Origin of the sequence: Bradyrhizobium sp. STM 3561 (genome assembly GCF_045571455.1) — a bacterium.
GTDB classification, from domain to species: domain Bacteria; phylum Pseudomonadota; class Alphaproteobacteria; order Rhizobiales; family Xanthobacteraceae; genus Bradyrhizobium; species Bradyrhizobium vignae.
The window spans coordinates 7,774,822-7,787,575 of record NZ_CP120695.1 but is presented as its reverse complement, the minus strand read 5'-3'; the positions used below and the strand labels follow the sequence as shown (position 1 = coordinate 7,787,575).

Sequence of the window (12,754 nt, the reverse complement as noted above, 5' to 3'; positions counted from 1 at the left end):
GTCTAGCGCAGCACCATCCGCGTTGTCAGGACCCCGGACGTCAGCACTTCACCCGCTTCTGTTCGCGGTCGACCGCGGCTTTGACGCCGGCGGAGGCACGCGGATATTTGCGGCCGATCTCGCCGAAGGCGGCGCAGGCGGCCTCCTTCTCCTTCAGCGCGGCGAGCGACTGGCCGAGCCGCAGCAGCGCATCCGGCGCCTTGGCCGATTTTTCGTATTTGGTGGTCACGGCGAGGAAGGCCTCCGCGGAGTCGCGATATTGCTGGCGCTGGAAGTAGCTCTCGCCGAGCCAGTATTGCGCGTCTCCGACGAGCGGGTCGCTCGGAAATTTCTGCGCAAAGTTCTTCATGGTCTGCTCGGCAAGCGCATAGTCCTTGCGCTGCATGTAGCCGATGCCGAGGTCGAACTCGTCGCGCGCCGTCGCCGAGGGCGGTAGCGTCGTCAGGCCAGTGCCGCCCGATGGCGCGGGATAGCCGGGTTGGGCCGGCGGATAGCCGGGCTGCGCGGCTGGCGGCACACCTTGCTGGTAGCGGGGGCCGGTATTGGCGAGATCGAGCGGCTCGCCGGCGCCACGGCCGCCGGGTGCCCCGCTCGGAGTTCCTGCCGGCATCGGCTGCTGGCCGCCGCCGAGCGCGCGCGGTGCGCCCGGCGCATTCGGGTTCTGGCTCGGGTCGAAGGCATCGCCGCGGCGGCGCGTGCCGGGTGCGCCGGGCGCCGGCTGCTCCTGAACGATCGGCGCGGGCGCGGCGATCTGCGGCTGCTCGTAGGTCGGCTGCACGGCCGGCTGTTGCGGCGGCTGGCGATAGCCGGGCGCAATCTGACTTGGTGCCACCTGCGCGGGCGGCATCGCCGCGACGTTGGGTGCCTGTCCGGGCGCGCCTTGCGCGCCGCCCTCGAGCGCCCGCAGCCGCTCTTCGAGCTGCCGGTTGCGGTATTGCAGCTCCTCGTTCTGGCCGGTGAGCTGGCGCAGCTGGTTCTCCAGCCGCTCGATCCGCATCTCCGGGTCGGCATCATCCGACTGCGCGAAGACCGATTGCGCAAGTGCGGGCGAACCCAAAGAAAGCAGCGCGGCGGTCGCCACGGTGCCGGTAAAGACCTTAAATCTGGATGACATCTTGCCCTGACGACAAAAGCGAAATGGCCTGCGGCGGAACATTCGACGCGCCACACATTGAAGTGGAGTACGCCAAAAATGTGACTGGTACCAAGGGGTTTTAAGTCACAGAACGCTGAAACGAAACCGGCGCCCGAGAGGGCGCCGGCATCATCCAATTCCGAAGCTGAACGGCACCTGACCGGACGTCAGGAGCTCGCGTTCAAGACAGTGACGGCGCGGCGGTTCTGCGACCAGCAGGAGATGTCGTTACAGACGGCCACCGGCCGCTCCTTGCCGTAGGAGATCGTGCGCATGCGATTCGGATCGATGCCGCGCGAGGCGAGGAACGAGCGCACCGACTGGGCACGGCGGGCGCCGAGCGCGATGTTGTATTCGCGGGTGCCGCGCTCGTCGGCATGACCTTCGATGGTGAAGCTGTAGCGCGGATAGGTCTGGAGCCACTGCGCCTGCTTCTCCAGGGTCACGATCGCCTGCGGGGTCAGATCAGTCTGGTCGCTTTCGAAGAACACGCGGTCGCCCACGTTGACGACGAAATCCTGCTGGCTGCCGGGCGTCGCCGCATTGGCCATCGCATCCGTCGCAGCATTCTTGTTGGCGCAGGCGCCCATCGACAGCGCGACGGCGAGCACCGCGGCCAGCTTCAATCCCTGGAGGATACGCATAGGATGTTTCATTCCGGAGCCTCCACGCTCACGTTAGTCCACTGCTGTCCGGTCTACAGGGGGTTGGTTAAGCGAACGTTCCGTCAACCTTGACGGAACCTTGCCACAGCCGGTCAAATGCCCCCAACCAGCGAAAAGCAACCGGCATGGTTAATGAGTTGTAAATGTGGCGCGAGGGTGAAGGCAAGCCGCGTCGGTCGGCAAACCCGCCGGCTTTTGCTGGAAATTTGGGCCGAATCGAAGGTGTGGATGGTCCTAAAGCATGATCCGGAAAAGTGCGAAGCGGTTTTCCGGAAAGATCATGCGTAAACAACACGCTAAAGCGCGATGACGATTCATCCAAATCTCATCGCGCTTTAGCAGGCGGAGCCGAATGCTGGGGCCGTCACATCCAGGTTCCGCGGCGAGGTCAGCAGCACCGGCCGCGTGGCAGCCGGCCGCGAGGTGCTGCGCTCAAACAGCATGCGCCGCTCAAACGCACTGGAGCGCATGATCGGAAAGCGTGCCAGCACCTTATCCCGCTGCCGCCGGACGTCGGTGGCCATCAGGACCGCCTTTTTGGTGGGCCAGCCCGGAAAGCCCCGCGGCTCCGGCGAAATGGTCTCATGCAGGAAAATGCGACGGTAAAATGCCTGATGATCGGTCCGGATCATGGCAAGCCCGGTGTCGGCATTGAAATGATCGCACGCGACAAAGGCCAGGCGGACCGTCAGGTAGGGCAACTCGGGGAAGCGATGGTGCTTGTCGGGATCTGCAACAAGCCGGCACGGATCGACAAAGACCTCGCCGCGATCGAGGCGGGGATGCAGGATGTCGCCGAACACCTCGGTGGTATAGGACATCCGCCATTCCGACGTCAGAAGATGGATACGGACGGAGCTGCAAAGCTCTCCATCAACATAAATCCCGAAATTCCAGGTGTTGGGCGTTTCGTCGAAGCGATCGCTGACGCGCAGTGAAGCCGACGGCTCGATCAGACCGGCCTGCAGATAGGCGCGGTAGCGCATCAAATACAGGTTGTCCTTGTCCTCGGGAGTCTCGATCAGTCGGTAATCGATACGGTCAAACAACGCGGCCCCTCGGGGAAGGAGCGCCGGGGTCGGTTCGGCTCCGGACTTCATCTGCTACCTCAAAACTCCAAGCAACTTCCGCGAGTAGCAGCAGATTAATGGTTCCTTAACGAAATTGCAAAGCTTTAGAACTGTTAGGGTTAACCTTTGCGGGTCCGCAAGATTACGGAGCAAGCGCGAGCCGATTGCGATGAAGGAGCCGCCGGAAAAGGATCAGGCCGATCGCGACGACACGAGGGCGAGCTGGTCGTCAGGCATACGACGGCCATGCGAGGCGTTGAGCAATTGGCGGATTCGCACCGCCGGAACGGGCCGGCTGAACAGGTAACCCTGCCCTTCGGTCACGGTGCCGTCGGCGCTGATCAGCTCGAGCTGCTCGTTGGTCTCGATACCCTCGACCACGACGGACATCCCGAGGTCGGCGGACAGCCGCGCGACGCCGCGCAGCAGCGTCAACGGCCGGTCGGCATCGATGCCTTCGAGGAAGGAGCGGTCGATCTTCACTTTCTGCATCGGGAAATTGTGCAGGTAGCTGAGGCTGGAGTAGCCGGTGCCGAAATCATCGAGCGAGATGCGCACGCCGAGCGCGTGCAGTTGCGACAGGATGTCGTGCGTGAGCTGGGTATTGCGCAGCAGCGAGGACTCGGTGATCTCGATCTCCAGTCGATGCGCCGGCAAGCTCGACACTTCGAGCGCGTAGCGGATTTCGCTCAAGACATCGCGCTGGTGGAATTGTTGCGGCGAGAAGTTGACGGCGACGCTGACGCTCTCCGGCCACTTCATGCATTCCATGCAGGCGCGGCGCAGGATCCAGCGGCCGAGATCGACGATCAGGCCCATGTCCTCGGCGACCGGGATGATATCGACCGGCGAAACCGTGCCGCGCACCGGATGATTCCAGCGCAGCAGCGCCTCACAGGTGGTGATCTTGCCGGACTTCAGATTGACCAGCGGCTGGAAGAACAGCTCGAATTCCTCGTTGGCGAGCGCCTTGCGCAGGTCGAGCTCGAGGATGCGGCGCGCCTCGACGGTCGCCGCCATCTCGTCGCGGAAGAAACAGAACGTGCCGCGGCCGTCGGCCTTGGCGCGATACAGCGCCATGTCGGCGTTCTTGAGCAGCGTATCGGCGCTGGTGCCGTCCGGCGAGGTCAGTGCGATGCCGACGCTGGCGCCGATCTCGACCAGGTGATTGTCGATGCGATACCGCTCGCTCAACCGCTCGACGATGCGGCGGGCGAGCGCTGCGGCGTCCTCGGGCGTGTTGAGGTTCTGCTGGAACACGACGAACTCGTCGCCGCCGAACCGGGCGACGAAATCCTCGGGGCGCAGCATCTCGCGCAGGCGGTTGGCGACGGCGCACAGGAGCTGGTCGCCGCAGGGATGGCCCAGCGTGTCGTTGACCTGCTTGAACTGGTCGAGGTCGATGAACAGCAGCGCGGAGAGCTGCCCCGCGTCGTGCGAGACAGCCAGCAGGTGCTCGATTTCGTCGCGAAAATTGACCCTGTTCGGCAGGGCCGTGAGGTCATCATAGCGCGCGAGGTGACTGATCTTGGCTTCGGCATTGCGCCGCTCCGTAATATCCTCGAGCAGCAGCACCGCTCCTCCGTCCGCCATCGGCTGAACGGTCCAGGACAGCGACCGATTTCGCTCGATGTTCGTATCGACGGTGATGATCTCATTCTCCCGCGAACTCTCGAGGCCAGCGATGATCTGCTCGCCGTTCGCAGCCGAGATGGCCCCGGCTTTGACACAGGCGGCGATGATGTCGCGTGCGCTGGCGCCGCTCTGCGGCAGATTATCGGGCAGGCTCATCATCGCGGCGAAACGGTGATTCATCACCGCGAGCTGCCCATCGAGGTGGAACATGCAAAGCCCGTGCGGCATGTTGTTCAGGGCAGTATCGAACTGACCCGCGAGCGCCGACTCGCGCTCACGCGCCACCACGGCTCCCATGAATATCCTGTGGAGGTTGGCCGAGAGCTGCATGATCGCGAGCAGGAAGGCAGCACTCACAACGGCCATTGCGATATAGTAGGGCGTGCCGCGCCACGCCAATGCCAAGACCGCCGGGGTGAAGATGAGCACCGCCTGAAAATGGAAGATCGACGGTCGTCCATACGCCCTTCCCGCTCCCCCTGCGGCAATGCCTGTAGTGACCGACAGAGCAATCATATGTGAGACCGCGTCGTCGGTAGCGAGCAGGGTCGTGCCGCACCAGGTGCCAATCGCAGCGGCCTGAATCATCGCCCCGATTTGATAGCGCGTCTGCCAGCGTTTGGCCGCCTCGGCGGTCACGTTCGACTTGCGCGCCTGATAGCGGCGCAAATCGATCGCCCGCACCGACCCGGCCAAGACGAGAAACGCCACACACGCCCAAACGAGGGGCTCGCCCGTCTTCAGCGCCGTCAGCGCAGCACCGATCGATACGAAGATGAGCCCGGCCAGCAGTGGTCCCGGCGCTTCAAAGAGCGAATCGATCTGCGCTGCCGGGTTGACCGGCCGCGGCTGCCCCTGCTCTCCGCTCTGGCTTGCGAACTGCATTTGGTTTGTACGCGCGTCCTGTTCGGCGCGTAGTCTTACCGAGCCGAGATGAAGCTTTCCTGAGGGAACATCGTTAAAGCCGAGTTGTTTTTCGGCAATAGCGAAGCGATTTCTTCTTACATATCAAGCAGCTAGGCAAGCCTTGCCGGGCACAAGGTGAAGGAAGTCTTGCCCTTCGCAACGAACGCGGAAAAATCGGCGCGCTTTTTCGAAAACATCGCGCGTCTGAACACGCGATGCTTCAACTGCGATGTTGTCAGCCCGACGTGGAGGACAGCAGCGGCGACCATGCGGGGTCGGAGGCGAAGCCCGGTGTCGGCACCTTCAGCTCGTTGCGGCCGGAGATGTCGACGGTGTAGAGCGAAGGCCCGCTGTTGCCGCCAGGATCGCGGAAGAACATCAGCACGCGGCCGTTCGGCGAGAAGGTCGGACCTTCATTGTGGAAGCCGGAAGTGAGGAGCCGCTCGCCGGAGCCGTCCGGCTTCATGACGCCGATCGAGAACTGCCCGCCGCCTTGCCTGGTGAAGGCGATGTAATCGCCCTTCGGCGACCACACCGGTGTCGAATAGCTGGCGTTGGTGTCATCCTTGGAGAAGGAGATGCGCTGAGCCTGTCCTCCGCCTGCCGCCATCACATAGATCTGCGACCTGCCGCCACGATCGGACTCGAAGCAGATACGGCTGCCGTCCGGTGAGTAAGACGGAGACGTGTCGATCGCCGGCGTGTCGGTGAGACGCGTGGTCGAGCGCGAGCGCAGATCCATCACGAACAGGTTGGAATTGCCGCCCTGTTGCAGGCTCATGATGACGCGCTGGCCGTCCGGCGAGAAGCGCGGCGCAAAGGTCATGCCGGGGAAGTTACCGACGATCTCGCGCTGGCCAGTCTCGATGTTGAAGAGATAGACCTTCGGATCGCCCTGGCCGAACTCCATGTAGGTGATCTCTTGCGAATTCGGCGAGAAGCGCGGCGTCAGCACGAGGTCGGAGCCGCGGGTCAGGTAGCGCACATTGGCGCCGTCCTGGTCCATCATGGCAAGCCGCTTGACGCGGCGCTCCTTCGATCCGGTCTCGTCAACGAACACGACGCGGCTGTCGAAATACCCCTTCTCGCCGGTCATACGCTCGTAGATCTGGTCGGAGATGATGTGGGCGATGCGGCGCCAATATTCCGGCGACGTGAAATATTGCTGTCCCGCGAGCTGCTGGCCGGTGACCACGTCCCACAGGCGGAATTCGGCCTTGAGGCGGCCGTCCGGCTGCCGCGTCATGCGGCCGGTGACGAGGGCCTGCGCGTTGATGGTCTTCCAGTTCTGGAATTGCGGTGCGACGTCGATGTTGCTGATGCGCTCGATGAAGGCGGCCTGATCGATCGGCGCGAACAGGCCCGAGCGCTTCAGGTTGTTGGTGATGACCTGCGTGACGCCGTTGCCGACGTCGCCGTCGGACGGGGAGCCTGGCACGAAGCCGGAGATCGCGATCGGGATCGGCTGGAATTCGGTGGGATCGATGCGAAGCCGCGGCTGACTCTGGGCGAAGGCGTGGCCGCCCCCGAGCATGGCAAGTGCCGATCCGGTGACGGTCATAAAGCGGCGGCGGGTGATCGATCGGGCGTCATTCATTGCAAAATTCTTTTGTTCGGATGTCACAACATATCTTTCAGACCGAAGGTCATCGGAATGAGCTTCCAGCTCTCATACTGCTGCTTCGGCATGAACGAATAGACCTGGCACTGCACGATGGCGCGCTTGGCGCTCTCGGCAACCGCCTGAGCGATCGACCGCGACGGTCCCCTCACCGCGACGACGATGGGCTCGGACGCCAGCGATCCGTCGATCTTCATGGGAATGTCGATGTCGGCTTCGTATTGATCGGCGTCCTGGCCGTTGTAGGTGGGCGTGAAGCAGCGCTTGACCGCGCCCTGGAATGCACCGCGCCAGGTCGCGACATTGTTGGCGGCCGTCCCGGTCGCCGCCCCCAGAGAGGCCGACGCATTCAGCGCCGTGCCGGCAAGTTCGTGCCGGGTCGCGGCGCGCTTGTCGAGATCGCGCTGGATCTGCGCGGGATCGAAGGTGCGCTCCTTCGGCTTCGGCTGCTGCTGCGGCTGCACTGCCGCGACCTTCTGCTCCACGGGCTTGGGCGGCGGCTTCTTGGTCTCCAGCTTCTTCTGGAGCTCGGCGATCGGATCTTCCTTGGCCGGATCAGGCTTCTTTTCCTGCGGCTTCGGCTCTTCCTTCGGCTTGGCCTCGGCGACGGGCTTCGGCGGCTCGGGCTTCTTCTCCACCGGCTTCTCGACCGGCTTCGGCGGCGGCTCCGGCTGCGAATTGGTCTTGATCAGCTCTTTCTTCTCGGTGACCTTGCCGACCGCGTCTTCCTCCGGTTTGGCTTCCGCGATCTTCTCGACCTTGGGCTTCGGCTCTTCTTTCTTGCCGGTCTTCTGTCCCGCCATCATCTTGGCGAGCTGATCGGTGGAGATGATGTCGACCGGAAGCGACTCCTCCGGCGCGATGTAGGCCTTGCTGCTAAAGGTAAGGAGGCCCCATCCCAGCACCAGGACATGGAGGGCAATCGACGCAACGAGTGTCTTGTCGACGTTCACCTTCACGGCTTCAAGATCCCTGATCCGCTTCCGTGACGAGGGCCAGCTTCTTGAATCCGGCGCCGGACAACAGGCCCATCACCTTGGCCACCGTGCCGTAATCCGCCTTCTTGTCGGCGCGCAGATAGATGCGCTCCTCGAGCCCGCCGCGCGCGTCCGTGATCGCCTTCAGCTTGGGTATCAGCTCGTTGATCGCGATCTCGGCATCGTTGATGAACACCTTGCCCTTGATGTCGACCGACATCTGGATCGGCTTCTGGTCGTTGTTTTCGAGGCTCTTGGCCTGGGTCTGGGGCAGGTCGAGCGGCACGCCGACCGTCAACATCGGCGCGGACACCATGAAGATGATGAGCAGCACCAGCATCACGTCGACCATCGGCGTGACGTTGATCTCGGCCACGACCGGCTTGCGCCGGCCGCGGCGTCCACCGCCGCCGGACGAACTCGCAACGTTCATGGCCATGATCGCGTGCCCAAATTGCCCTTCACACTATACATGCCGTCCGTCAGCCCCGCTCATCGATCTGACGGGACAAGATGGCTGAAAATTCATCAGCGAAGCCCTCCAGCCGCTGAGCCTGACGGTTCACCTCGGACGTGAACTTATTGTAGAAAATAGTGGCAGGAATGGCGGCGATAAGGCCGACTGCGGTCGCAAACAGCGCCTCGGCGATACCGGGGGCGACGACTGCCAGGGAGGTATTTTTCGACGCCGCGATCGACTGGAAGCTCGACATGATGCCCCAGACCGTGCCGAACAGGCCGACGAAAGGGCCGGCAGAGCCGACGGTCGCCAGCACCAGCAGGCGCCGTTCCAGGCGCTCGACTTCGCGCGCGATAGAGACGTTCATCACCTTGTCGATGCGCATCTGGAGCCCCGCGACCGAGCGGGCATGGCTCTCGAAGGAACGCTTCCACTCGCGCATCGCCGCTACGAAGCAGGCCGCCATGGAATGCGTCGGCTTGGCCGACAGCGTGCGATAGAGCTCCTCGATCGACTCGCCGGACCAGAACGCCTGCTCGAACCGGTCCATCGACCGCCGGGTGCGCGCGTAAAGAAAGACCTTGTCGATGGCGATCGCCCAGACCCAGACCGAGCAGGACAGAAGTCCCAGCATCACCGCTTTCACGATCCAGTGAGCCTGCCAGAACAGCGCAATCAGCGACACGTCGGCGGAGGCAGCAACCGGAAGGGCTGACTGAGCCACGTCGGCCGGATTCATAAGCAGTATCCTCTCAAGGCGATCGTTACCTAATGTCATTCGGCCAGCAAATCGCTGCCTGTATTCCCCAACAGCCGCGCTAGTACCGGCGCGCGGGCCAGCAAGCCCGCTCAAAGCCTTGTCTTTCTGAGGTGCAGGGCTGGTCCAAAGGCTCGTCCAAAGCCGGCCGCCTGCATTCCCCGCCAAGATGTCAAAACTAAGGGCCTCGATACGGCTTCGGGCGCGACTGTCCGCTCTTACCAGAGCCCGGCGATAGTTAATGCGGGGTTACCGGCCACGAATTTGGCTGCCGGAAAGGCAGGCAGCGCAGGGGGATGGCGGCGGGCGGCCATGGCTCGTGTCCCGGACGCACCGCATCGTCGAAGCGACGTCCGAGGGCGTAAGTTCCACGCGCACGTGCACCCGAGGGAACCTCCCTCGCCCCAGAATATTGTCCGGAAAATGACTTTCGGCGAGCCCCTGCCATGACCATCAACCCAAAGACGACCGCCGCGATCGGCGATCACCCGCTCCACCCCATGCTCATCCCGTTCCCCGTCGCGTTCCTGGTTGGCGCGCCCATTGCCGATCTGGCCTTCATCGGAACCGGCGACGCCTTCTGGGCGCGCGCCGCGATGTGGCTGATCGGCGCCGGCATCGTCATGGCGCTGGTTGCCGCCGTAGCCGGATTTACGGACTTCCTGAGCGAGCCGCGCATCCGCAGTCTCAATGACGCCTGGTACCACATGGTCGGCAATCTCACGGCCGTCGTGCTGGCACTGGTCAATTTCTATCTTCGCTACGCGCAAGGTGCGGAGGCTGCGATCAAGCCGTGGGGCGTGGTGCTTTCGCTGGTCGTGGTCGGCATCCTGCTGTTCACGGGATGGAAGGGGTGGGAGATGGTCTACCGGCATCACGTCGCCGTGCTGGATGCACCGGGCCAGACCAGCTCGGAGCCGGTCACGCCGCCTCATGGCGGCGAAAGCCACCGCCGCGCCGCCTAAAGCGCGATGAGATTTGGATGAATCGTCATCGCGCTTTAGCTTGTTGTTTACGCATGATCTTTCCGGAAAACCGCTTCGCACTTTTCCGGATCATGCTTTAAGCGAAGGACGTCTCAGGCGGCCGAGGCGGACTCGGGGCAGTTGGTCAGTCGCGCAGGATTGCCGACCGCCGTGCAGCCAGCGGGGACGTCGCTCGTCACGACAGTGCCGGCGCCGATTTTTGCGAGATCGCCGATGCTGATGTCGCCGAGGATGCTTGCGCCCGCGCCGATGTAGACGCCGCAGCCGATGCGCGGCGAGCGCGCCGGCAGTTCGCTGCTGCGGCCGATGCTGACGTTCTGAAGGATGGTGACGTCGTCGCCGACGACGACGTCGGCGCCGATCACGATGCCGGTGGCGGGATCGAGATACACGGCGGACCCCATGCTGGCCGTCGGATGAATACTGACCTGGAGCAGGTTCGACGCCTCGTTCTGAAACAGCAGCGCGGCATCGCGATGATCATGGCGCCAGAGCCAGTTCGAAACGCGCCAGGCCTGCAGCGCGATGTACCCCTTGTAATGCAGCAGTGGCGGCAGCAGGTCGGCGACGGCGGGGTCGCGGCGCGCGATGGCCAAGAGGTCTCGGCCGGCCGCTTCGATCAAGTCCGGCTCGCCCCCAAAGGCGGCGCGGCAAAAAGCCATGAAGCGCACGCGCTCCGTGGCGCTGCTCGCAAGCCGCCTCCCGATGAGATCGGCCAGGGCCGCGGCGAAATCATCATGAGCGAGAATGGCACCGGCGACGGCTTTGCCGAAAACAGGATCGGCATTGGCCGAGCGCTGCGCCTCGTCGCGAACCTTTTGCCAAAGGCTGTCGCTACCCGCCATAGCAGCTTCCGCCATCGTCGCTCCGCTCGCCTGTGCCGTGACGGCGAATATAGGCGGTCCACATCGAGGCGCCAGTCTCGCCTTCGCGACGTGCTTGCTGTCGGCCGCGGGGCCTGACGATCGAGGCGCTGTACAAGCCAAACCGCCCGCCTGCGGGTCACGCAGACGGGCGGCTCGGGGCCATCAGGACTTTGGGGGCATGCGCCTGAAGGCTTTGAGAGGCGCGAACCTTCAGATCAGCCTTGCTGCTGGTCGGTCGGCGGCGGGGTCGGACGTGTCCGGTGCTGCGCCATGAACTGGTCGAACTCTTCCTTGTCCTTGGCGTGGCGCAGACGGGTCAGGAAATCCTTGAACTCGCGCTGCTCTTCCTCGAGGCGCTGCAGCGTCTCGGCGCGATATTCGTCGAACGCGCGGTTGCCGGAGGACGGCGGGCCGAAGCCAAAGCCGAAGCCGCGGCGCTCCATGCGGTCACGCATGCGATCCATCTTGTACTGCATCCGCTCCATCTTGTTCTGCCAGCGATCCTGATGGCTCCAGCACGACATTCTTCTGCTCCCGAGTGTGAAAAAGAGAAGGGCAAGTCCGATCGGCCACCAAATGATGAAGCCGAGAATGGTCACGGCGATCCAGCCGGGATGCCAGGGCGTATCGAGCATGCCGGGACGCTCGTACTGTTGGTATTGGTCCGAAGGGCCGCGCCATCGATTGACATCAGCGGTGTAGGCCATTTCCCATCTCCATCACGGCATCCGCGCCGTTGTGAATGTAAATAACATTTACATAGCTAGACCATCCCGCGATTTTGTCAAGCTGGCCGCGAGACACGCCCGCGTGATTATTTGCGCAATCTTATTTCGGCTTGCCCCAGGGGCCGCCGGGCGGGACGCCTGAACCGGAGGGAGCCTCCGGCGGCACCGGCGGCGGCTCGGCACTCTTGCCGGCCGGACGGCGGTCAATCGGGAAGCCGAGCCCGCGCAGATAGATCAGCACCTCGGCCTCCAGCAGCTCGTCCGGCGACATCGGCAGCTTCCGCCGCGCTGCATCGCCACGCGAGAACAGCGAGGCGACGCCATGCGACATCGACCAGATGTGCAGCGCCATCATCATCGCCGGCGGACGGGGAGTGCCGGGCGGCGTCAGCGCGGCGAGGCGCTCGGCGGCGGCACGGATGATGTTGAAGGCCCGTTCACTGGCCGCCTGGAGTGCGGGATTGGCATCGACCGGCACGCCGGATTCGAACATGGCATTGTAGAAGGCGGGCTCCTCGCGGGCGAAGGCGAGATAGGCCTTGCCGACACGTTCGAACGCGGTGACCGTGTCGGGCCGCCCGTCATCCCAAGCCGCGGACAGGCGCGCCTCGAACTGCTCGAATCCACGCTGGGCGATCGAGGACAACAGCTCGTCACGGTCGCGGAAATGCCGATAGGGCGCCGCTGCGCTGACGCCGGCCATGCGCGCGGCATCGGCAAAGGTGAAGCCCGCCGCGCCCTTCTCGGCGATGAGGCCGAGAGCGGCCTGCAACAGGGCCTCCTTCAGATTGCCGTGGTGATAGCCGCGCTCGGCGCGGCGCTGCTCCTTGCGCCAGCTCATGTGAACGACCTTTACATGAGCCGGGCGTGAAGGTCACTAGCGGCGATGAGGCAGGATTAACCCCGTATTCTCCGCAGTCATTCCGGGACGGCTCGAAGAGCCGGACC

At 63.8% G+C, this 12,754-nt stretch carries 12 protein-coding genes; 1 reads left to right on the top strand and 11 read right to left on the bottom strand.

The annotated features are described in order from the left end of the window. Positions 1–40 precede the first annotated feature (40 nt). The 8 genes from ybgF to tolQ form a co-directional block, all read right to left on the bottom strand. Positions 41–1,114 carry a tol-pal system protein YbgF gene (gene ybgF, locus P6U28_RS36905; protein WP_407120774.1) on the bottom strand — a complete coding sequence of 358 codons (1,074 nt, stop codon included), beginning with the start codon at positions 1,112–1,114 and terminating at the stop codon, positions 41–43. A 188-nt stretch (positions 1,115–1,302) separates the two neighbouring features. Continuing rightward, positions 1,303–1,791 carry a peptidoglycan-associated lipoprotein Pal gene (gene pal / locus P6U28_RS36900; protein ID WP_018641585.1) on the bottom strand — a complete coding sequence of 163 codons (489 nt, stop codon included), beginning with the start codon at positions 1,789–1,791 and terminating at the stop codon, positions 1,303–1,305. Positions 1,792–2,135: 344 nt separating this feature from the next. After that, positions 2,136–2,900 carry an N-acyl amino acid synthase FeeM domain-containing protein gene (locus tag P6U28_RS36895; RefSeq protein WP_122405628.1) on the bottom strand — a complete coding sequence of 255 codons (765 nt, stop codon included), beginning with the start codon at positions 2,898–2,900 and terminating at the stop codon, positions 2,136–2,138. Between the two features lie 162 nt (positions 2,901–3,062). Beyond that, positions 3,063–5,390, bottom strand: a complete 2,328-nt coding sequence (locus P6U28_RS36890; protein ID WP_407120773.1) for a putative bifunctional diguanylate cyclase/phosphodiesterase — start codon at positions 5,388–5,390, stop codon at positions 3,063–3,065. 256 nt (positions 5,391–5,646) lie between these two features. Beyond that, complete coding sequence (gene tolB, locus P6U28_RS36885) at positions 5,647–7,008, bottom strand: Tol-Pal system beta propeller repeat protein TolB (RefSeq protein ID WP_174221611.1); 1,362 nt, start codon at positions 7,006–7,008, stop codon at positions 5,647–5,649. Between the two features lie 23 nt (positions 7,009–7,031). Continuing rightward, positions 7,032–7,991 carry a protein TolA gene (locus tag P6U28_RS36880; RefSeq protein ID WP_122405630.1) on the bottom strand — a complete coding sequence of 320 codons (960 nt, stop codon included), beginning with the start codon at positions 7,989–7,991 and terminating at the stop codon, positions 7,032–7,034. 4 nt (positions 7,992–7,995) lie between these two features. Beyond that, the gene (tolR, locus tag P6U28_RS36875; RefSeq protein WP_122405631.1) at positions 7,996–8,448 is read right to left on the bottom strand and encodes a protein TolR; all 453 of its coding nucleotides are present in this window, start codon (positions 8,446–8,448) and stop codon (positions 7,996–7,998) included. Positions 8,449–8,491: 43 nt separating this feature from the next. Beyond that, the gene (gene tolQ, locus P6U28_RS36870) at positions 8,492–9,208 is read right to left on the bottom strand and encodes a protein TolQ (RefSeq protein WP_122405632.1); all 717 of its coding nucleotides are present in this window, start codon (positions 9,206–9,208) and stop codon (positions 8,492–8,494) included. Positions 9,209–9,672: 464 nt separating this feature from the next. On the opposite strand from tolQ, the gene P6U28_RS36865 reads away from it, so the two are divergent. Next, the gene (locus P6U28_RS36865; RefSeq protein ID WP_407120772.1) at positions 9,673–10,191 is read left to right on the top strand and encodes a DUF2231 domain-containing protein; all 519 of its coding nucleotides are present in this window, start codon (positions 9,673–9,675) and stop codon (positions 10,189–10,191) included. Between the two features lie 113 nt (positions 10,192–10,304). On the opposite strand, the gene P6U28_RS36860 is transcribed toward P6U28_RS36865, so the two are convergent. The 3 genes from P6U28_RS36860 to P6U28_RS36850 all read right to left on the bottom strand — a co-directional run bounded on the left by P6U28_RS36860 (position 10,305) and on the right by P6U28_RS36850 (position 12,647). Beyond that, positions 10,305–11,072 (bottom strand): serine acetyltransferase, encoded by a 768-nt coding sequence (locus P6U28_RS36860; RefSeq protein ID WP_407120771.1) that lies wholly within the window; start codon positions 11,070–11,072, stop codon positions 10,305–10,307. 221 nt (positions 11,073–11,293) lie between these two features. Continuing rightward, positions 11,294–11,785, bottom strand: a complete 492-nt coding sequence (locus tag P6U28_RS36855) for a DUF2852 domain-containing protein (RefSeq protein ID WP_129144384.1) — start codon at positions 11,783–11,785, stop codon at positions 11,294–11,296. 121 nt (positions 11,786–11,906) lie between these two features. Then, a complete protein-coding gene (locus P6U28_RS36850; RefSeq protein ID WP_122405636.1) occupies positions 11,907–12,647 on the bottom strand; it encodes a TetR/AcrR family transcriptional regulator in 741 nt (246 codons plus the stop codon). Between the last annotated feature and the right edge of the window lie 107 nt (positions 12,648–12,754).